Below are 22,515 nucleotides of genomic sequence, written 5' to 3' on the forward strand. Positions count from 1 at the left end.
GACATATCATGAAAAAGCTATTAATATTAGGAGCAGGCACAGCGGGCACGATGATGCTCAATAAGCTTGATAAAAGAATAGATAAAAAGGAATGGGAAATTACCATTATCGACAAAGATGATACTCATTATTATCAGCCAGGATTCTTGTTCATTCCTTTCGGTATCTACAAACCATCTGATGTAGTGAAAAGCAGAAAAGAGTTTTTTCCAAGAGGGACTAACTTTATTATGGATGAGGTAGAAAAGATAGAAGCCAATAAAAATGAAGTCTTACTTAAAAGTGGGAACAAATTAGATTACGATGTGCTAGTTGTAGCAACAGGTACAACTCCAGTTCCTAGTGAAACAGAAGGTCTAGAAGGCGAGCTTTGGTACAAAGATATATTTGATTTTTACACTTTTGAAGGCACCACACTATTGGCGAAAAAGCTGCGCGATTGGAAAGGTGGTAAATTAGTTATCAATCTAGCCGAGACTCTTATTAAATGCCCGGTAGCTCCTCTAGAATTTGCCTTCCTTGCAGATGCATACTTCACCGAGAAGGGAATGCGAGACAAAGTGGATATTCAATATGTAACGCCACTTTCTGGCGCATTCACAAAACCAATAGCTACTAAAATGTTGAGTCAGCTTATGGAAGAGAAGAATATTCATGTGGTGCCTGATTTCTATCTAGAGCATGTTGACAATGAGAATAAGAAGATCGTTTCTTACGATGGACAAGAAGTAGAATTTGACTTATTGGTTAGTGTCCCAACAAATATGGGTTCTGATATGGTAGAAAACAGCAATATGAGCGATGAAGATGATTTGAACTTTATCCCCACTAACAAGCAAACTCTACAACACAAAGAGCATGAAAACATCTTTGTGATTGGAGATGCAACCAACTTGCCAACCTCTAAGGCTGGCTCTGTTGCACACTTCGAAGGGGAGATTCTGATAGAGAATATCATGAGTTTCATTAAAGGTGAGCCATTGGAAGCCAAGTTTGACGGGCATGCGAATTGTTTTATTGAAACCGGCTTTGGCAAAGCAGCATTAATTGATTTCAATTATACTACTGAGCCTTTACCAGGACAATTCCCACTACCGATTTTAGGTCCTATGGGTTTATTAAAAGAAACCAGAATCAACCATATGGGTAAGCTAGCATTTAAGTGGATATACTGGCATATGCTGTTAACAGGCAAGAGTTTACCAGTAAGCACTAATATGAGTATGACGGGTAAGAAAGCACCTAAGCCAGAAATGGAAAAGCCTCCGGTAGAAAACAAAAAAGAAAAAGTTGAAAAAGAAGAAGTTATATTATAATCAAACATCATAACCATGGACACAATAACAATTAACAACGAAGCAATTAAAGTAAATGAAGAAGGCTATTTCACTGATCCTTCCCAGTGGAATGAGGATATAGCAAAAGAAATGGCCAAGCAGGAAAATATAGAGCTAACAGACAGACATTTTGAAGTTCTTAATTTCTTGAGAACTAAGTATGCGGAGGAAGTTCCACTTTCTATCCGTAAAGTCGGGAAATCCGGCATCGTGGACATCAAGGAATTCTATAAACTTTTCCCAGGTGGACCATTAAAAATATCTAGTAAGATAGCGGGAATACCGAAGCCTGTAAGTTGTGTTTAATCCTTTAAAGAAGAAATCATGGAAGAAATTAAAGAAATGACCACAGAAAAAGTGGTTGCAAAAGAGAAAAAAGAAGTAAAGAAGATAATGGTCATCTGTGCTAGAGGCACATTAGAGGATGTTTATGCAGCACTTATCATGGCGAATGGTGCCTTAGCAGAAGGAAAAGAAGCTAAAATGTTTTTTACTTTCTTTGGACTAGATGCCATTACCAAGAAGAAAGCGGATCACCTCCACACAGCAACAGTAGGTAACCCCGCTTTTATGAGAGGAATGCCTACTATGATAGGAGGATTACCCGGCTTTGAGGCTTTGGCTTCTAGCATGATGAAGAAGGAAATGGATAAGTTGGATATTCCCCCAGTAAGCGAATTTTTCGAAATGATTGAAGCAGGTGGTGGTGAGATATTTGCTTGTAAATTAGCGGCTGATATGTTTCATCTTAAGAAGGAGGACATGATTCCGGAAGTGAAAGACATCATTACTGTGGGACAAATGTATGAATTAGCGGAAGGGGAAGGAACGCATATGGTGTTTATTTGAGAATTTTAAATTACTAATCACTTAATGAAGTATTAAATTAATATTAGATGTCTTGTCGCAATGAAAAGGGAAAGAAAATACTTTCCCTTTTTTTTATTGAAGATTTTCAAGTATCCATTCTAGATTTTGGCTACTTCAAGCTTATGTACTGAAGTGTAGTGGTGTATTTCTAATTGGACAATTTCATGCAGCCGGACTACAATTTGTCTAGTAGCCTCTCGATACAAATCATCCATTTTCGTGATTTATGTCATAATATGAGTCAATTCCTATTCGTAAATTTATTTGTATAACAAAATCCGACTAATATGGAACCGATGACTAAAACCCTCCTAGAAACAGCTAATGAGCTATTATCTAGAGCCAATAATGAGTTATGCAAACCTGAAGAAGACGTAGTACATTACAGCGTTTGTCAGAATGCATATGAAGCTATCGTAAATTATTTAGGAAGTTTCCTTTTAGATAATGATGTTGAGTTTGAAAAAACTTCAAATGTTGAGGATCTGCTGTCAAGCTGTAGGTCAATTGACAAAAGATTCAATGAGCTAAACCTTGTACCTCTTTATAATCCTACAAAGGGTCAAGACACTTGGATGAGCCTAAATACTGCCAACAGCTTTATGGCAATGGCTGAAAATACACGCAAAGTGGTTCGCGAGGCCTAAATCAACTTTAAATAACACTGCTATGAGCAAAAGTATCAAACCCAAATATCCCGGAATATCTGCAGCTATGGATGGAAATACTGCTGCTATCATGTGTGAAAGAGAATCTTCAGATGCTGCTGGAGCGTATCCCATTACGCCATCAACGCAGATGGGAGAGTATTGGGCAGAAGAAGCTGCTAAGGGACACCTCAATATTTCTAATAAGCCTCTAATATTCATTGAGCCTGAAGGCGAACATGCAGCCGCAGCCGTTACAGCTGGTTTGTCGATGACCGGCCAACGGGCTGCAAATTTCTCATCAGGGCAGGGGATAGCCTATATGCACGAGTCCTTGTATGCTGCAGTGGGTAAAAGGCTAACCTATGTGTTAAATATTGGTGCACGAGCCATGACCAAATCAACCCTCAATGTGCATGCCGGACATGATGATTATCATGCAGTAGATGACACCGGATTTTTCCAGCTTTTTGCTAAAAATGCTCAGCACGTAGCAGATTTAAATGTAATTGCCCACCGGGTGGCAGAGTTGGCACTTACACCTGGAATTATAGCCCAAGATGGGTTTTTGACCACGCACTTAATAGAAAGTCTGTTAATTCCAGAACGAGAGCTAATCAATGAGTTTTTGGGTAGGCCGGATGATATGATCGACACGCCAACTCCAGCCCAAAAAATTATTTTTGGAGATCAGCGCAGGCGCATTCCTGAGCTGTGGGATGTAGACAATCCCGTGATGGCTGGAATTGTGCAAAATCAGGATTCTTATATGCAAAGTGTGGCTGCACAACGACCTTTCTTTTTTGATCATATTAAAGAGTTGACGGACCTTGCTTTTAAGGAATATGGGGAATTAACCGGTCGCAATTACAAACGGGTGATGTCCTATAAAGCTGAAGATGCTGATTACCTTATCTTAGGCCAAGGTAGTGTTATACCAAGCGCTGAAGTAGTAGTGGATTATCTTAGAACTACTCGAAAGCTCAAAGTAGGGGTAGTGGATTTAGTGATGTTTCGTCCATTCCCAGCTGACCATTTATCAAAAATTCTAAAAGGTAAAAAAGGAGTAGTGGTTCTGGAAAGACTGGATCAACCATTAGCAGAGGACTTACCCATTGCCCGTGAACTTCGGGCCGTTATGTCAAAATGCCTTGAAAATGGACTTTCCAAAACTGATAAGTCTTATCCGGAAATCGAATCCTATCAGCCAAAGGATGTACCTAGAATCTATTCCGGATCTTTTGGAATGGGTAGCCGTGATTTGCAGGCCGAAGGCATCATTGGTGCTGTTGAAAATATGCTGCCTGATGGTAAGCACAAAAAGTTATTCTATTTATCAATTGATTTTATTAGAGATAATGCCTTCACACCAAAGCAAAGAGCTTATCAGGAAACAATAGAAGCTGCCTACCCTAAAGTTAAAGAATTGGCAGTGCATGGTTCTGAGAGTCCGAATCTTATGCCAAAAGGAGCTACAACTGTCCGTTTTCATTCCGTTGGAGGCTGGGGCGCAATTACAACAGGTAAAAACTTGGCGATGACCCTTTATGACCTCCTGGGATATGACATAAAAGCAAATCCTAAATATGGTTCAGAGAAGAAAGGCCAACCAACTACTTATTACTTGGCAGCGGCACCTGAACCTATTCGCATGAACTGTGAATTCTACTTTGTTGATGTGGTTTTATCTCCTGATCCTAACGTATTTAAACATACTAATGCATTGGCAGGCTTGAAAGAGGGAGGCTGTTTCATCATTCAAAGCGATAAAGCAAATCAGGAAGAAGTGTGGGCTACTATTCCAAAGCAGTATCAAAAATTAATTGTGAAGAATAATATCCGGGTCTACTATATTGACGGTTTTAAAATCGCCAGAGAGGAAGCTTCAGATCCTGAGCTTCAGTTACGCATGCAGGGAATTGCCTTTCAAGGAGCCTTCTTTGCAGCCTCTCCATTAATGAAAACCGCTGGACTAAATGAAAAGGAATTATTGCAAGCCATTGAAGATCAACTTCAATCCAAATTTGGCGGTAAAGGCCAAAGGGTTGTGGATGATAATATGCGTGTAGTAAAACGTGGTTTTACAGAGGTTAATGAAGTTACGATTAAAGAGGTTCAAACAGCTTCTAATGGCTACGCTAATGGAACAGTAGGGATACCGATTCCACAGATGCTTAAGGAGATGCCACAAAGTGAATCCAACTTAAGTGACATCCATCGCTTTTGGGAGCAGACAGGTAACTTCTATGCCCAAGGAATGGGAAATGATAATATTACTGATCCCTTTATTGGCTTGAGCGTAATGCCGGCAGTTTCCTCAGTATTTCGTGATATGACTGGTATTCGTTTCGAGCATCCGGAGTGGATAGCCAATAATTGCACCGCATGTGGTAAATGTTATACAGTTTGTCCTGATACCGCTATACCTGGATTAGTTAGTGAACTAAAAGATGTGCTTGATACAGTGGTGAAGCGGGTGAAAAAGAACAATGAAGGTGTAAAGAATTTGCAGAAAGCTGTCCGCACAATGGAAGGTAAAGTAAGGACACTATTTAATTCATCAGGCAATGGTGCAACGGTTAATAATTACATTCAGGAGGCCATTGACCAGATGATTGAAGAGAATAAAGATCAGACTGATATGGTAAAAGAGCTGGGCTGGTTTAGAGAAGAGCTAGGCGATTTTCAATTTGCACTTACCAGACCATATTATGATCTACATGAGAAGAAATCACCCAATAGCGGAGGTCTATTTAGCATTACGATTAACCCCAACACTTGCAAGGGCTGCAACGAATGTATCCAGGTCTGCGAAGATGACGCATTACGACCTATTATTCAGACAGATGGCACGGTAGCAAAATTGAGAAAAGACTGGGACTTATGGACTGATCTGCCAACAACGCCAGAGAAATACAATCGCATTGATGATCTGGAAGAGAAAATTGGGCCATTGGAAACTTTGCTTTTAAACAAAGAAGCCTATATGAATTTCGCAAGTGGCGATGGAGCCTGCTTAGGATGTTCTGAAAAATCTGTAGTCCATTTATTTACAGCGACATTAGAGTCTCTAATGCAACCCCGCATTAAAAAACACATAGATTATTTAGATGGCCTCATTAAACAGATGGAAAAACACATCCAGGCTCGTTTAATAGAAAATGTCAATATAAATGACACAGATGCAATAGAAAGAATTCTCAAAGATACACATGATTCAGATTTAACCATGTCTGGCATTGCCGCCAAGTTGGAAGCTGAACGTGGAAGCAAACCAATTGACCAAGATTGGCTAAAGGAAACAACACATACACTTTCCCAATTAAAGCGACTGAAATGGAAATATACGGATGGAACCACAGGTAAAGGAAGATCTTCAATGGGTATGACGAATGCCACTGGATGTACTTCTGTTTGGGGTAGTACTTATCCTTATAATCCTTATCCTTTCCCTTGGGCTAATCACCTATTCCAAGATTCAACCTCTATGGCAATGGGTATTTTCGAAGGGCATATGGCTAAAATGGCGGAAGGATTTACCACTATCCGTAAAGCAGAACTGGAATTAAAAGGAAAATACCGTCCTGAAGAAGATAAAGACTTCTTTACCTATTTCAACTGGCATCAATTCACAGATGAGGAGTGGCTCTTATGCCCACCCGTGGTAGCTTTAGGAGGCGATGGGGCTATGTATGATATAGGTTTTCAAAATCTATCCCGTATGATGGCATCTGGTAAACCTATTAAAGTAATTGTGGTCGATACTCAGGTGTATTCAAATACCGGTGGACAAGCTTGTACTTCAGGCTTTATCGGACAGATTTCTGATATGGCACAATACGGAAAAGTATGGAAAGGAAAAGCTGAGCCGAGAAAAGAGATTGGCTTGGTCGCAATGGCACATAGAAATACATATGTCATGCAAGCTACTCTGGCTAATACAAGCCATATGATAGAAGGTTTTATTGATGGCTTGACTACACGAAGACCAGCATTATTTAACTTATACACTACTTGCCAACCAGAGCATGGTGTAGCAGATGATTTAGGGGTACATCAAGCAAAATTGGCGGTAGAGTCAAGAGCTTATCCAATATTTAAGTACAATCCTGAACTGGGGGTAAAAGTACAGGAGGCCTTAGATCTTACAGGCAACCCTGCTATGGATCAAGATTGGCCAACCTATGAGTTGAAGTATGAAGAAAATGGGATTCAAAAAACAATGGAGGTTCCTATGACCTTTGCCGATTTTGCCATAACCGAGGGACGTTTTAGAAAACATTTCAGGAATGTACCACGCAACTCTTGGAACGACAATATGATCTTGCTAACAGACTTCTTAGCGCTAGATGAAAGCGAAAGAGAGGATAAGTTCCCATTTATTTGGGCGGTTAACAGAACAGGCGAGTTGAGTAGAGTATTGGTGGCTAAACCAATAGTAGAATCATGTGAAGAACGAAGAGATTTCTGGATTCTGCTACGCGATCTTGCAAGCGTGAAGCAGGAAGACGGAACCGCTACTGATCTAGAAAGTAAAATAAGAGCAGAGGTAGTCGGTAAGATTACTCAAAAGCTGATGCAACTTGCAGGAGGAAACGGAACCTCAATACCGGCTACTGATCAGCTATTGAAGAAAACGGCTGCACAGCCTAGCAAGACTGAAAAGAATGAGAATTTGGAAGTTGCTGATAGTCCACAGCCAGAAACTGAAGCTAGCACATCAAAAGAAGCTACGTCTTCCCCTTGGATAGAAAGTGATGACTGCACTTCCTGTGATGAATGCATCAACATCAATTCTAAGATATTCGCTTATAACGAAGACAAGCAGGCTTATATCAAAGATCCTAAGGGAGGACCGTACCAAGATCTGGTGACTGCAGCTGAAAAATGTACTGCGCAGGTGATTCATCCTGGATTACCAGCCGATCCCAATGCTAAGGATATGGAAAAATGGATAAAAAGAGGAGAGAAATTTAATTAATCCCTTATGAGAACAGCTAAACAGACTTTCAAGCACGGAATACATCCTCCTGAAAATAAGGAGGAAACGAATGGATTACCTATTCGACAGTTTTCCTTTGCGCCTTTGATTATTCTGCCTTTGGCTCAGCATATAGGAGCTCCATCTAAATTGGTGATCAGAGAAGGACAGGAGGTCGTTAGAGGACAGATCTTGGCAGAATCAGATGGATATCTATCTGTTCCGTTGCATGCCCCTGTAAGTGGCTTGGTGAAGAGAATTAGTAATGTCCCAACTATTTCAGGCAAGATGACCACTGGCATATATTTGGAACCATTTCCATCTTCCACACAAGAGATTTTAGATGGAGAACCAATTAACCTAGATGCTGCATCCCCAGATGATATTCTGATGGGAATTCAGCAGGCTGGAATTGTAGGCTTGGGAGGGGCCGCATTTCCGACCCATGCTAAATTAAAAATTCCTGATGGAAAACATTGCGATACTTTGATTATTAATGGCATTGAATGTGAACCTTATCTGACCACTGATCATCGGGTAATGCTTGAGCAATCAGATGATATATTCTTAGGAATCAAATACTTAATGAAAGCTACCGCTGCAAAACGCACTATCATCGGAATTGAAGCGAATAAGCAAGATGCAGCGGATTTGCTCCAAGAACGACTTCCAAAAAATGAAGCAATATCAGTAGAAGTGGTGCCTGTCAAATATCCTCAAGGAGCAGAGAAAATGCTAATTACTTCTCTTTTAGGTAAAGAAGTGCCTTCAAGAGGCTTACCAATTGATGTGAATGCGGTAGTGGTAAATGTGGCCACTACAGCGGAAATTGGACGATTACTGCCTCATGGTAGAGGAATACAAGAACGTGTAATCACCATTACAGGACCTGGGGTTAAGAAAAAAGGAAACTATTTGATTCCCATTGGAACTCCACTTCGATATGTATTGGAGCAGGTCGGAGTGGACGAATCTGTCAGTGAAGTCTATATGGGCGGACCCATGATGGGAGTTGCTGTGGCTAATCTGGATATTTCAATAGTGAAGGGAACTTCCGGTGTAGTAGTCTTTAACAAAGAGCAAATTGAGCAAGCACCTCAAGTTTACCCGTGTATCAAATGTGGCGCCTGTGTAGATGCATGCCCACTTTCATTAAACCCTTCGAAGTTAGGTATTCTCGCAAAATTCGAATCCTATGAAAAAATGGCTGAGGAATATCATTTGATGGATTGCTTTGAATGTGGTTCCTGCTCGTATGTGTGCCCTTCTCATATTCCATTAGTGCAATACTTCCGACTATCAAAATCTATTATACGAAAAAGAAAAGTAGCCTGATGAAAAAGCAAACACTCCATATTAGTACATCACCTCACCTGACACAAGGCACTAGTGTAGAGGTGATTATGCGAAATGTTGTTATTGCATTGATGCCTGCTGCTTTGTTTTCGATCTACGCTTTTGGATGGAATGCTGCTTTGGTTCTGATTACGGCAGTTGTTTCGTGTCTAATAACAGAGCATGTATTATGCCGACTCGCCAATAAAAGAAGCACTGTTTCTGATTGGTCTGCCATTATCACCGGATTGCTTTTGGGCTTAACATTACCACCTATTTTCCCGCTTTGGATGACATTTTTGGGTGGTGTCTTTGGCATAGGTATGGGTAAGTTTCTTTTTGGCGGTTTAGGATACAATGTATTTAACCCGGCCTTAGTAGGAAGGGCAGTGTTGCAAGGGGCGTTTCCGGTTGCCATCACCACTTGGTTCGCTAGCTTTTCTGCGGACCGATTTACCACACTTCATTCTGCAGTCTTGGCAGTCCCTTTTATGGAACCTGTTATTGATGGAACTTCTGGTGCGACACCACTTTCAGCATTCAAGTTTGATGGAATCACTACTGAAGCAAGCGATTTAGCATTAGGTTTAGTGAGCGGATCAACAGGAGAAACATCTTCTGTATTTATCCTTCTGGGAGGATTGTATTTGGTATGGCGCAATTTCATGAACTGGAGAATACCAGTTTCCATACTCGCTACCGTATTCGTGTTCAGTGGCATCCTTTATTGGGTTGACCCTGTAGAATACCCTTCTCCATTATTCATGCTTTTTTCTGGTGGCTTAATGTTGGGAGCGGTTTTTATGGCTACCGATATGGTTGCTTCCCCTATAACTAGTTGGGGAGTAATGATTTACGGAATTATCATTGGAGCTTTGGTTGTGATTATACGGCTGTGGGGTGGATTACCGGAAGGCGTGATGTACGCCATTCTGTTAGCTAATGCCATCTCACCTCATATAGATAGATTAGTTCGATATAGAGTTTACGGTACTTCATTAAAAACCTCATGAAAGAGCAAGAGACCATAGCGCCCAACAGTTTCAAAATGATCAGAGCTATGGCTGGAATCGGTATTTTGTGCGGTCTCCTGATCGTATTTACCTATGAAGGCACAAAGCCTCGTATCGAAAACTTAAGAGCAGAAGCCTTAAAAGAAGCTATTTTCAAAGTTATTCCAGGAAGTACTCAAATGCAGCCCTATGTTTATCAAGATAATACATTCAAAGCAGGAGATAAGTCTGATAAAGATGTGGTTTACGCTGGCTATGACGATAGCGGTGTTTTCAAAGGACTAGCCATCGTTGCAGCGGGACAGGGATATGCAGATGTTATTCGAATCATATATGGGTATAACATTGATCAACAGGAGGTTATAGGGTTTTATGTATTAGAAAGTAAGGAGACGCCTGGCCTTGGTGATAAGATCGAAAAAGATCCTGATTTCCTCAACAACTTCACTGATCTCGATGTCTCCTTAAACGAGGATAAAGATGGCCTTAAGAATAAAGTGACCACCGTAAAAAGTGGCTCTAAAGTAAATGAATATGAAATTGATGGAATTACAGGGGCTACCATTTCCTCTCGAGCTATAGGAGATATCATAGCAAGCAGTGCAGAAAAGTGGATGCCAATTATTCATAAAAATAGGAGTATTTTTAAAAATATCGATAATGAGTAATAATCAAAACCATAACGAAAGCTTAAAAACTGTCCCCACTTCCACTGATGAGTTCATTAAAGGCTTATGGAGGGAAAATCCGGTTTTTGTACAAGTATTGGGAATGTGCCCGGTTTTAGCGGTTTCCAATACAGCAGAAAATGCGCTCGCCATGGGAGTAGCCACGGCATTTGTATTGCTGATGTCCAATATTCTGGTATCCATGCTCCGAAATTTCATCCCTAAGGAAGTAAGAATCGCTTCTTACATTCTTATCATCGCCACATTTGTCACCATTACAGATTATGTCATTCAAGCGATTAGTGTGGATTTGCATAAAAGCCTGGGGGCATTTATCTCACTAATTGTAGTGAACTGCTTAATATTAAGCAGGGCAGAAGCCTTTGCTTCAAAAAACACCGTAGGAAAGTCCATCATGGATGCACTGGGAATGGGTATTGGATTTATTATAGCACTGTTTAGCCTTGGAGTGGTACGGGAGATATTGGGAAACGGGGCGTTTTTTGGATTTAGCTTGTTTCCTGATGGTTTTCAGGAATGGGTAATTATGATCCTTCCGGCTGGAGGTTTTTTTACACTAGCCGCTTGGTTATTGGTTTTCAATTTGATTAAACAAAAAAGAGCTCAATCATGAATCAGGAATCATATAGTCAGATATTCATCAGTGCCTGCTTAGTGAACAACTTCGTGTTAGCTTACTTCCTGGGCATCTGCCCATTCCTTGGTGTTTCAGGTAAAATCGAAACCTCCAGTAAAATGGGGGCGGCCGTCACATTTGTAATGTTAATCAGTTCGATCTGTGCCTATGGAATTCATGCATTATTAGTGGCCATAAATGCTCCATTTCTTCAATTGATCAGCTATATCGTGGTGATTGCTTCCACAGTGCAGTTGGTGGAAATGTTTGTTAAGAAAATGAGCCCGGCACTTTTTAAGGCATTGGGTATTTTCTTGCCCTTAATCACCACTAATTGTGCAATTCTGGCGGTTGCCTTGTTCCAAACGAACAAAGGATATGATTTTTTTCAAAGTATAGTCTACGCCTTGGGTGCCGGAGCAGGTTTTACATTGGCTTTACTTTTAATCTCAGGACTTAGAGAGCAGCTTGAATTAGCTGAAGTTCCCACTGCAATTAAAGGGACAGTATTGACTTTGATAGTTGCTGGAATATTATCGCTGGCTTTTATGGGATTTTCAGGTTTAGGAAGTAATTGAGTAAGAATTATGTTAAAATATTTAATAGGAATAATAGGAATTACAGGCTTAATGATCCTTTGGGTCATTATTCAGAACCTGTGGCGAAGGACCTTTTCTGATCAGCAAAAGGATGAAGATGTGTTAGCTGGCAGATCAACTTGTGGAAGTTGTGGTTGCGGTACCATTTGTAAGAATAAAAAAGTAGAATTAAAGAATTAAAACGATAAGGCCATGGCACATTTATCAGATTACGACACTAGAAAGCAATATTTCGCAATTGTTAAAAAGACGCGAAGGCTAAGTCCGGAAGGTAGTGAGGAAGTACGAGAATTAGTGCTTGAAGTGAAAGATCCAGAGTTTGCTTGTGAAATCGATCAAAGCTTTGGTGTTTTGGTGAAATCTAATGACGACTTTGGGAATACAGATCATCTTCGCCTCTATAGCGTTGCAGACCTTCCAAAAAGGACTAAAAACCATACTACGATAACTATGTTGGTGAAGCGCTGCTCTTATGTCGATGCTTTCAGTGGTGAGCTTTATGATGGAATTGTCTCTAACTATTTATGCGATAGGAAAGCGGGCGATAAAATCACGATCACAGGACCTTATGAACTGCCATTTAAAATACCGGAAGACAGAAGTGCAAACCTAATTCTAATAGGAATGGGAACGGGCATTGCCCCATTTAGAGCCTTCATAAAGCATATTTATAATAATATTGAAGATTGGACTGGCAGGATTCTTCTCTTTTACGGGGCAAAAACAGGCCTAGAGCTATTGTATCAAAATGAAAAGGATGATGATCTCACTAATTATTATAGCGAAGATACATTTAAGGCCATTCACGCCTATAGTCCTCGGCCACTTTGGAACGATACGGTTGTCCTTGACCAATCAATAGAAGAGCGTGCCGAGGAGATTGTTGATATGTTATCAGTGCTGAATACCCATATCTATGTTGCCGGTCATGCTAAAGTGAAAGAAGGTCTAGATAAAGCATTTTCTGAAATTATGGGTTCAGAGGAAAAATGGCAAACTCGAAAAGCGGAGCTCATCGCAGGGAAAAAGTGGGTTGAATTAGTTTATTAAAGCATATTATATGACTGTCATCATTGCAATACTCGCATTAGGGGGATTGACATTAGTATTGTCAATCATGTTGGTAATTGCCAACAAGAAACTCTATGTCTATGAAGATCCACGCATTGATGTAGTAGAAGATATGTTGCCGCATGCTAATTGTGGTGCTTGTGGATTTCCCGGTTGTCGACCTTTTGCTGAAGCCTTAGTTGCTGGCGAAGTATTACCCGGAAAATGTACGGTCAGCTCAGATGAGGGAAGAACCGAGATTGGAAATTATCTAGGCGTATCAGTGGGAGCAGAAGAAAAACAAGTGGCTCGTCTTGCCTGTGCAGGCGGGACAAATGTTGCCAGAAACAAAGCGGAATATGAAGGCTTTCAAAATTGCCAAGCGGCCGCGCTAGTATCAGGAGGTGGAAAAGGATGTTTCTGGGGCTGCTTGGGCTTTGGCGACTGCATGAATGTTTGTGATTTTGATGCCATTCATATGGATGAACATGGCTTACCCGTGGTGGATGTAGACAAATGCACGGCATGCGGAGATTGCGTAGAAGTTTGTCCTAAAGACTTATTTTCAATAGAGCCGGTGAGCCACCAGCTTTGGGTGGCATGTAAAAACCTTGAAAAAGGGGATGAAGTGATGGAGGAATGTCAGGTAGCTTGTACTGCATGTGGACGCTGTGCCATGGATGCTCCCGGAGACCTGATTACGATGGAATATAACCTTCCTGTGGTTAATTATTCTATTGCAGAACAAACCCCATTACCTATACAAAGATGCCCAACGGGTGCTATTGTCTGGCTAGATAAGAAAGCAGGGGCTATCAAAGGCAAAGAAAGTAAGAAGATCGTGAGAAAAGGGGAGCGAAATATGGGCTATTCATAATTGCGTAAAGCTTTTCAGTTGTCAGCAGGAATCAGAAAAGATAGAATCCGTGACACAAGATAGTTTAAACAGGAAGAGTTGATATAGATCCTTCTTTCATATGATCTACATCAGGGAAAAGTAGTATAAAATTATCTTAATTGATTAATGATAAAGTAGAAATCATGAGCAATAATTCTGAAACCATAAAGTCTGAGCCAGTCAAAATTGAAAGGAAGCAAATCAGAGAGGCTGTCGTTGAAATAGTCAGTGATTCAGGTGAAGGGGCACAAAAATGTGGTCAAAGCCTTGGAACGATCTCGGCAAAAATGGGCAATGGCGTATGGACGGTAGAAATTATCCCTGCAGAAATACGCCCACCAGCTAGGTCAAAAGCAGGTGCTTCGGGGATAAGGGTAAGAATGGGCAGCAAGAAAGTCACCAATATGGGAGATCATGCCGATATGGTAGTGGCTTTAAATGAGCAGGTACTATACGGTAGAATAGATCAAAATGCGTATAAATCTGGCACATACCTACTCATTGAAAATAAATGGGCCACTGATACGGAAGAAACGAATGCAGCATATACAGAATCTATTCAGAAATTTAAAGCCCTTGGGTATATCATCCATGAAATCCCAATGGAAAAAGAATGCTTAAAACACGTAAGCGATCCTCGTAAAGGAAAGAATATGTGGGTGTTGGGCTTATTATGTAATATTTACGACCGCGATCTTAGTATTGCAGCTGAGCAGGTCAAAGCTATATTCAGTAAAAAGAGTGATGACATTATTCAAAGCAATATAGACTTATTGCATGCCGGATATGCATATGCAAATGATAAGCTGCCTATGCATTTTACTATACCAAGTAAAATAAGTAAGGAAGATTTTGTCGTGATGAATGGGAATGAGGCGGTTAGTTTAGGGGTAATGGCTGCTGGAATTGAAGTATGTTCAATGTATCCGATCACACCTGCCACTTCAGCGAGCCATGCCATGGCCGAAAAAATGGAATCAGCAGGAGGCCTCATACATCAAGCTGAAGATGAAATAGCAGCAATAGGTTTTGCGATTGGTGCTTCATACGCAGGTCAAACAGCTGTCACTATCACATCAGGTCCAGGGATAGCGCTAAAGACTGAATTTATAGGCTTGGCAGTTATGGCCGAGGTTCCACTGGTGATTGTGGATGTGCAGCGGGGAGGCCCCTCAACGGGCTTGCCTACCAAGGTAGAACAGGGCGATCTCTTAGCGGTATTATACGGAGCAGCAGGAGATGCACCTAAAATTGTTCTGGCCCCATCCACCATTGAAGAGTGTTTTCACTATATCATTTTAGCCAGAAAATTAGCAGAGTCATTCAGGACTCCTGTCTTTGTGTTGACCGATGCCAATCTAGCAACTGGCGTACAACCCTTTCCAAGACCCAAAATAAAATCGGCCTGGTTTCCAGATCCAATTGATCAAAGTAAATGGGAAGAAGGAGTGAAGGCCTACGATTGGGATCCAGATACTGGATTAAGCAAACGACCGATCCCGGGTCAAAAAGGAGGCATGTACACCCTAACAGGGCTTGCCCATGATGAAGAAAGTCATGTAGCTTACGATCCAGCTATCAACCAACGTGCAGCTGAAAGTAGAAGCCGAAAGTTGGCCGCCTTGCATAAAACGCTCAAGGAACCAAAGATACTGGGTGATAAATCAGGTGACTTATTGCTAGTGGGATGGGGTTCAACCAGAGGTGCAATTGAGGAAGCAGTGGAAAGGGCACGCGAGAGGGGGGCAAAGGTTAGTAGCCTCCATCTTCACTTTTTAAGTCCCATGGAACCAGGTCTGAAATCTATATTCAAGAATTTCAAAAAGGTAATGACGGTGGAAATTAACTATAGCGATACCATTGGCAATCCCTTGATAACAGAAGAGAACAGGCGTTATGCACAATTAGCCTGGTACCTGCGGGCACAAACGCTAACAGACATAGATTGCTTTAGCAATGTCTATGGTCAGCCCTTGAGCCCGATCCAAATATTGGAAATGCTTGAGAAGAAACTTGATTTAACTTTAACAGAATAAGACATGATTAGCTTACAGCCGGATTTTTGCGATATAGAAATACCAGAAAAAGAGAATTATAGCATCGAGGACTATTCAAGCAGCAAGGCGCGATGGTGTTCTGGTTGCGGTGCGCACACTATTTTACATTCCGTGCAAAAGCTTTGTACTGATGAACAATTACCACCCGAAAAAACGGTTTTTGTATCCGGAATAGGCTGTAGTAGCCGGTTTCCACATTATATGAAGACTTACGGCTTTCACGGACTTCATGGCAGAGCTTTTCCGGTAGCAAGTGGAGTGAAATTTCGAAGACCTGACTTGCATGTATTCGTGATCACTGGAGACGGGGATTGTTGTTCTATTGGTGCAGGGCATTGGGTACATGCGATCAGGTATAATATGAAAATGGTGGTATTGCTTTTTGATAATTCTATTTATGGACTGACTAAAAAGCAGACTTCTCCTACCAGTCCGCTGGGAACCCATACAAATACTCACCCGACAGGCTCGGTTCTTCCGCCTATAAACCCTATACAATCTACCTTAGGCTTAGCAAATGTCTCTTTTGTGGCGCAAACCGTTGATTGGAAACCTGCTCATCTGAACGCTACCCTTAAAAAGGCCTACGACCATCCTGGTTTGGCTTTCGTTCGAATAGTGCAAAGATGTCCGATTTGGATGCGAGAGAACTATGAGCCCACTGTTAAAGATCCCGATGCTATAACCGTTTTGAACCATGAGAATGGAATTGTATTGGAAGAGCAGGCATTGAAGAAATTCAGACATATTCAAGAGCATGACCCCTCAAATCTTGTGAAAGCAAGAGAAATAGCCGAATTGGTTAAGACCACTACACCTATAGGGCTTTTTTACCAGAATAAAGAAGGGACTAGATATGATGAATATGGTGCCCATAATCTGGGAGTTCCGGTTGAAGATCGGATTGATGCCATTAACTCACTCATGGATAGATATGCCATTTAAAAGCATGAATTATGGAAACTCCTAACAAGCTAACACCAGATACCTCTTCCTTTTATTGGAAGAAAGGTAATCCTGCTCCTGAATTGGAAATGCAATCTTTCTGGAAAAAATTAAGGCATTTTTATAGAACAGGAAAGCATTCTGACTCCCAGCAAAACCGCTGTTCTTCGGCCTTGCTGCATTTTTTGGATGATAAGCAATCAGCATATCCTTTTACAATGGAGGCAAATTCCAAAAAACTAGTGATCGAGCTGGAGGAAGAAACGCCTTTCTACTTTCTTGACTTTATGCTTTCAGAACTCCATCAAGAACATCGAAAAGCATTTAAAGGGCAATTAGCTTCACTTATTACAGGTTTAAATAAATTATTACGAATTGACGATAAAGACACTGTAGTTGAGACACTTAAAGGAGATTATGATTTTGCAAATGAGTTGATTGCTTTTGATCAAATGGCAGACATAATCCCAAAAGCTAAAGCAGAAGAGTTGTCCCAAGCGCGGTCATCTCGTCTGATCTCAGTAATTGGCACATTGAAAGAAGGACTGGAATTATTTGGTAAGCATGAAGGAATAGTGCTGCTTGAAAAGGAAGTTAAAAAGAGTCTGGAGAAAGCTCCGCTTTTTCAGAATACACTGCTAATTGAGACCAAAGACGATCTTTTTGAGCATGGTCAAAAGCTATTTCAGAAAGAGGTGAAATCTTTTACTTCCTTGATGAAAGCCTATCGAATAGCAAAACTGGAAATTGAGGGGGAATACCAAGAGGATATCCATAAAGACTATTTTGAAGACTTCAATTGGTATCGATTATTGGCTGAAGAGTTAAAGCTTTTTTATCCGATAGTAGTAGTTGTTAATCAGCCCTATGTGTTTGATCATCTAAGCTCTCTTTCAAGTCTAATGGCATCAAACAAACCCATAAAGGTGGTAGTATTAAACCATGAACATATTTCTACTCCCAAGCAAGAGCTACTTTGGGAAGATGCCTCTCATCAATTCAGACAAGAAGTTGCTGCATTGGCTATGGCGCATCGCAACGTGTATACCTTCCAAAGTAGTATGGCTGATCCTTCGAGCGTACACCAAGGATTAACGAATTGTTTCAAGTCCACAGCTCCAGGATTATGTCACCTATCTGTACCAATGCAGGATGTATCAGCTGAAATGAGTCAATACCTCGTGGCAAAAGCAGCAAATGCGAGCCGTTACTTTCCTGCTATCCAATATGACCCTGCAAAAGGTAGTAAATGGGGAGGAAGGTTTGATTTAGCAAATAATATTCAGCCTGAAGAAAACTGGCCCTCTTTTACGCTGAAAGCCAATGTAGATGAAAGCAAAGAAACGAATATTGATGTAGCCTTTACCTATGCGGACTATAAAGCTTGCTTTCCGCAAAAAATAGAGGAACTGATGATAGTACCTGATGCTTACAATACTGATTATTTAATTCCGCTTAGTACCTATTTGGAATTAGATGAGGCAAAGCTTTATGGCAAAATTCCATTTATTTGGCTCATCGATGAGGAAAACCAATTATATAAAGCTGCAGTGCCTAATGTTTGGGTGGTTTCTTGTCAGGAGCGATTAGATTTTTGGCTTTTTCTACAAGAGCTAGGTGGTTTTAATAAAGCCAAGGACAAAGAGGCTATACAGCAAAAAGAGAAAGAGATGACCCGTTTAATAGAAGAAGAAAAAGCAAAAATGGAGCAAGATCATCAGCAAATTATTGAAACTGCACAGGAAGATGCCATTGCAAAAGCTGCAGAACGGCTTGTTGTAGCCTTGCTCAATGATGAAGATCTTTAATCACCTGTATTCACTTTAGGAAAGATTGCTTGTTAGCTTTTATCTGATCCGGAGGAAAAGTGTGCGATATTAATCCTGATCTAAGAGTGTGCAGCCCTTGTTGATCCCATCAAAAAAAGCCAACTTTGAGCTTCTATGGTAGAGGTGACAAAGGAAATAGTGGCTATCACAAAGGCTTCAAAGATCATCCGTTCTGAATCTGTGCAAACGCTCTGGAGTGGCTATGGCGAAATCAGACGGTATTTTCTGGAAGGAGGAAAGTACACTAGCGTAATCGTTAAACATATTCAATTGCCAGATGCTAAGCATCACCCCAAAGGTTGGAATACCCCATTATCACATCAGCGAAAGCTTAAATCTTATCAAGTAGAACGACAATGGTATCAGGAATACGCTGATAAAACAGATGCATATTGCAGAGTTCCACAGAGCTATCATGCTGTTGAAGCAGAAAACGAGCTGTTATTGATCATGGAAGACTTGGATGCTAGCGGGTATCCGTTTCGTTTACATCATAATGAAGTGACTTTGGACCATGCTAAAAGCTGTTTAAGTTGGTTGGCGCATTTTCACGCTAAGTTTATGAATACCAATGCAAAGGGGCTTTGGGAAGTGGGGACTTACTGGCATCTAGAAACTCGACCTGATGAATGGGAGCGAATGGAAAATACCTCCTTGAAGAATGCTGCGAGCCTGATAGATGAAAAGCTTCAAAATGCTCAATATCAAACGATTATACATGGAGATGCCAAGTTGGCTAATTTCTGTTTTGCTGAAGATGGCACTGTAGCAGCTGTTGATTTTCAATATGTAGGCCAAGGATGTGGAATGAAAGATGTTGCTTATTTTATTAGCAGTTGTTTTGAGGAAGAGAAATGTGAGAAATACGAGGAAGAACTGCTGCAGCATTACTTTAGCCAACTCAAGAATGCATTAGACAACACTATTGATTATCCAGAAGTTAAAAAGGAGTGGAGCGAACTTTATCGCTATTCATGGGCTGATTTCTATAGATTTTTAGATGGCTGGAGTCCAGGCCATTGGAAGATGCACGAGTATAGTAAAAAGCTTACTCAAATCGTCTTGAAAGAATTAAAAGTCAAATAATGCTTACAGAAAAAGATTTAAATTCACTATGTAAAACTGCAAAAAGGGCAGCAATAGCAGCGGGTGAATACATTCAATCGCAGTTTGATCAACATTATCAAAAGGAACAGAAAGAAAGCGGTGATTCTTTGGCTTCACAAGTGGTGACTGCGGTTGATTATAAGGCTCAGGAGATCATTCTTCAACATTTGAAGGATAGCATTAAAGAATATGATCTGGGGGTATTGACTGAAGAAGCAGCAGATGATGCCTCTCGATTGGAAAAGGATCATTTTTGGTGTATTGATCCCTTAGATGGAACTTTAGCTTTTACGCAAGGAAGGACGGGATATGCCGTATCTATTGCCTTGGTGTCGAAATCTGGAGATCCGCTTATTGGAGTAGTTTATATACCTGACTTGGGGGATTGTTACACTTCCATAAAAGGAAAAGGCTTGCTTTTAAATGATAAGGCTTTCAAACGAAATACTGGAAAAGCTGATGTTTTGAAGGTTTATATGGATCGAAGCCTACAATCTACTCCCTATTTCGATTTATTGAAGAAAGAGCTTCAAATTTGGACTGACGAAAAAGAAAAAAAATTGGAATATCAATTAGGATATGGAGCGGTCAGGAATGCGATTGCGGTATTGAACAATCCTATGGCTTGCTACTTTAAGTTTCCCAAGAAGAAAAAAGGAGGGGGCAGTATTTGGGATTTTGCTGCCACTCGTCTATTCTTTGAGGAGCTAGGCCTTATTGTGACTGATGGTTTTGGTAAACAACTTTATTTGAACAATCCGAAATCGACCTTCATGAATCAATTAGGAGTGCTCTATGCAACAGATCCTATCTTGTTTGATTTTGTGGTCAGACTAGGATATCAAATCAATGAGCTTTAGTTGGAAAGCTGTTTTATATTTAGCCAAACATAAAAATTACTGAATATTCATGACTACTTTTGCGCCTTCAAAATTAGAATATGATAGAAATTCAGCAAGAAAGCAATCCCACCGCTTTCAGTGAAGAACAAATTGATCAATGCATCTCGCTTTTAGAGACATTGAATTTAGATACCAATCAAATATTTAATATCCCTAAAGAGAAGAGAACAGCACTAATTATGGCGGCAGGACTATTTTCTAGACCTAGCAGAGAAGAATTCAGAAGGCGAAAGAAAGAAGCGAGGAAATCTGAGAAAAGGAAAATTAAGCAAAAAGATAAAAATGCCAGGGATAATACCGGCATTAGAAGTGCTCGAGAAGCTTTAATTTTTGAAGCACCCAAAATGATTTCCTTAACAGGCAATATTCCCAAATCGGATGTAAAATTAGAAAAGTCAAGAGAGTGCTATGTTTGTAAGGATCAATACGACATTCTGCATCATTTTTATGATACCATGTGTCCAAGCTGCGGTGATTTCAATTATGCTAAGCGCTATCAAACTGCAGACTTAACTGGACAAGTTGCTCTTATTACAGGCTCTCGTTTGAAGATTGGCTATCATATTACCTTGATGATGCTAAGAGCTGGTGCCACCGTCATTGCGACTACTCGTTTTCCAGTCGACTCTGCATTACGCTTTGCCAAAGAAGAGGATTATCATAAATGGAGCCATCGATTGAAAATTCATGGACTGGATTTAAGACATATTCCGAGTGTTGAGATTTTCTGTAATTTCATCGAGCAGCAATATGACCGTCTGGATATCTTGATTAATAATGCAGCACAGACAGTGAGGCGTCCGGCTGGTTTTTATCAGCATTTGATGCCGAATGAAGAGAAACCCATATCTGCTCTGCCTGCATTTGCGCAGGAACTCTTATCAGATCATGAAGCGTGTGTTCAAGAACTTCAAGAACTTACCGAGGGAGTTGCAGATGGTCAGAAGAATTTACCCGTAAGTTGGCATGGAAAAAGACTAGGAGTGGGGCTAAGTTCATCAGCTAAGCTTTCTCAAATCCCGTATAGTATTGATAATTCGTTGAGTCCAGAAGAGGTGTTCCCAGAAGGAAAATTAGATGCTGATTTGCAACAAGTAGATTTAAGAAAAACCAATAGCTGGAGATTGAAGCTAGGAGAGATTAATACTATTGAAATGGTGGAAGTACAATTGGTGAATGCTGTAGCTCCTTTTGTATTATGCAATCGATTAGCCGATTTGATGAAGAAAGATGACACTGGAAAGAAACATATCATCAATGTATCAGCTATGGAGGGTAAGTTCCACCGATATCATAAGGAAGACCGTCATCCTCATACGAATATGGCAAAAGCAGCCTTAAATATGATGACACATACTGCCGCATCAGATTTTGCTAAATATGGCATTTATATGAATGCAGTAGATACGGGCTGGGTAACCGATGAAGATCCTGCTGAATTAGCCAAAAAGAAAGAAAAGGAGCATGACTTCCAACCGCCATTAGATATAGTGGATGGTGCCGCTCGTGTTATGGATCCTTTGTTTGATGGGATCAATACCGGAAAACATTGGTGTGGTAAGTTCTTGAAGGATTATAGACCGATTGACTGGTAAGCCCCAATCCCTAGCCCCAGCCCCCAATGGGGGCAGTCGCACAGA

At 40.7% G+C, this 22,515-nt stretch carries 19 protein-coding genes; all 19 read left to right on the plus strand.

What is annotated here, in order from left to right:
- The first annotated feature begins 8 nt into the window (after nucleotides 1–8).
- A complete protein-coding gene (locus AAC601_RS09805) occupies nucleotides 9–1,316 on the plus strand; it encodes an FAD/NAD(P)-binding oxidoreductase (protein ID WP_303269106.1) in 1,308 nt (435 codons plus the stop codon).
- Nucleotides 1,317–1,331: 15 nt separating this feature from the next.
- Nucleotides 1,332–1,643: a TusE/DsrC/DsvC family sulfur relay protein gene (locus AAC601_RS09810; RefSeq protein ID WP_303269107.1), complete on the plus strand. Its 312-nt coding sequence runs from the start codon at nucleotides 1,332–1,334 to the stop codon at nucleotides 1,641–1,643.
- Nucleotides 1,644–1,661: 18 nt separating this feature from the next.
- Complete coding sequence (locus AAC601_RS09815) at nucleotides 1,662–2,186, plus strand: DsrE/DsrF/DrsH-like family protein (protein WP_303269109.1); 525 nt, start codon at nucleotides 1,662–1,664, stop codon at nucleotides 2,184–2,186.
- Nucleotides 2,187–2,503: 317 nt separating this feature from the next.
- Nucleotides 2,504–2,854, plus strand: a complete 351-nt coding sequence (locus AAC601_RS09820) for a HEPN domain-containing protein (protein WP_340153135.1) — start codon at nucleotides 2,504–2,506, stop codon at nucleotides 2,852–2,854.
- Between the two features lie 22 nt (nucleotides 2,855–2,876).
- Nucleotides 2,877–7,835 (plus strand): 2-oxoacid:acceptor oxidoreductase family protein, encoded by a 4,959-nt coding sequence (locus AAC601_RS09825; RefSeq protein WP_340153136.1) that lies wholly within the window; start codon nucleotides 2,877–2,879, stop codon nucleotides 7,833–7,835.
- Between the two features lie 6 nt (nucleotides 7,836–7,841).
- A complete protein-coding gene (gene rsxC, locus AAC601_RS09830; protein WP_340153137.1) occupies nucleotides 7,842–9,170 on the plus strand; it encodes an electron transport complex subunit RsxC in 1,329 nt (442 codons plus the stop codon).
- The gene (locus tag AAC601_RS09835; protein ID WP_340153138.1) at nucleotides 9,170–10,183 is read left to right on the plus strand and encodes an RnfABCDGE type electron transport complex subunit D; all 1,014 of its coding nucleotides are present in this window, start codon (nucleotides 9,170–9,172) and stop codon (nucleotides 10,181–10,183) included. Before rsxC ends, AAC601_RS09835 begins: the two co-directional genes overlap by 1 nt.
- Nucleotides 10,180–10,851, plus strand: coding sequence for an FMN-binding protein (locus AAC601_RS09840; protein ID WP_340153139.1), 672 nt, complete (start codon nucleotides 10,180–10,182; stop codon nucleotides 10,849–10,851). Before AAC601_RS09835 ends, AAC601_RS09840 begins: the two co-directional genes overlap by 4 nt.
- A complete protein-coding gene (locus AAC601_RS09845) occupies nucleotides 10,844–11,485 on the plus strand; it encodes an electron transport complex subunit E (protein WP_340153140.1) in 642 nt (213 codons plus the stop codon). The genes AAC601_RS09840 and AAC601_RS09845 overlap by 8 nt, the downstream gene beginning before the upstream one ends.
- Nucleotides 11,482–12,066: an RnfABCDGE type electron transport complex subunit A gene (locus tag AAC601_RS09850; RefSeq protein ID WP_303269120.1), complete on the plus strand. Its 585-nt coding sequence runs from the start codon at nucleotides 11,482–11,484 to the stop codon at nucleotides 12,064–12,066. The genes AAC601_RS09845 and AAC601_RS09850 overlap by 4 nt, the downstream gene beginning before the upstream one ends.
- A gap of 9 nt (nucleotides 12,067–12,075) precedes the next feature.
- The gene (locus AAC601_RS09855) at nucleotides 12,076–12,267 is read left to right on the plus strand and encodes a hypothetical protein (RefSeq protein ID WP_085515581.1); all 192 of its coding nucleotides are present in this window, start codon (nucleotides 12,076–12,078) and stop codon (nucleotides 12,265–12,267) included.
- A gap of 12 nt (nucleotides 12,268–12,279) precedes the next feature.
- Nucleotides 12,280–13,137 carry a ferredoxin-NADP reductase gene (locus tag AAC601_RS09860; RefSeq protein ID WP_340153141.1) on the plus strand — a complete coding sequence of 286 codons (858 nt, stop codon included), beginning with the start codon at nucleotides 12,280–12,282 and terminating at the stop codon, nucleotides 13,135–13,137.
- A gap of 10 nt (nucleotides 13,138–13,147) precedes the next feature.
- A complete protein-coding gene (locus AAC601_RS09865) occupies nucleotides 13,148–14,014 on the plus strand; it encodes an RnfABCDGE type electron transport complex subunit B (protein WP_340153142.1) in 867 nt (288 codons plus the stop codon).
- 140 nt (nucleotides 14,015–14,154) lie between these two features.
- Entirely contained in the window at nucleotides 14,155–16,071 is a 1,917-nt protein-coding gene (locus AAC601_RS09870; protein ID WP_340153143.1) for a 2-oxoacid:acceptor oxidoreductase subunit alpha, read from the plus strand.
- 3 nt (nucleotides 16,072–16,074) lie between these two features.
- Nucleotides 16,075–17,037, plus strand: coding sequence for a thiamine pyrophosphate-dependent enzyme (locus tag AAC601_RS09875; protein ID WP_340153144.1), 963 nt, complete (start codon nucleotides 16,075–16,077; stop codon nucleotides 17,035–17,037).
- 11 nt (nucleotides 17,038–17,048) lie between these two features.
- Entirely contained in the window at nucleotides 17,049–18,845 is a 1,797-nt protein-coding gene (locus tag AAC601_RS09880; protein ID WP_340153145.1) for a hypothetical protein, read from the plus strand.
- 135 nt (nucleotides 18,846–18,980) lie between these two features.
- Nucleotides 18,981–19,952, plus strand: a complete 972-nt coding sequence (locus tag AAC601_RS09885; RefSeq protein ID WP_340153146.1) for a phosphotransferase — start codon at nucleotides 18,981–18,983, stop codon at nucleotides 19,950–19,952.
- Entirely contained in the window at nucleotides 19,952–20,833 is an 882-nt protein-coding gene (locus tag AAC601_RS09890) for an inositol monophosphatase family protein (RefSeq protein ID WP_340153147.1), read from the plus strand. Before AAC601_RS09885 ends, AAC601_RS09890 begins: the two co-directional genes overlap by 1 nt.
- 80 nt (nucleotides 20,834–20,913) lie before the next feature.
- Complete coding sequence (locus AAC601_RS09895) at nucleotides 20,914–22,470, plus strand: SDR family oxidoreductase (RefSeq protein WP_340153148.1); 1,557 nt, start codon at nucleotides 20,914–20,916, stop codon at nucleotides 22,468–22,470.
- Nucleotides 22,471–22,515 lie beyond the last annotated feature (45 nt).

Source organism: uncultured Marivirga sp. (assembly GCF_963974845.1).
GTDB lineage: Bacteria > Bacteroidota > Bacteroidia > Cytophagales > Cyclobacteriaceae > Marivirga > Marivirga harenae.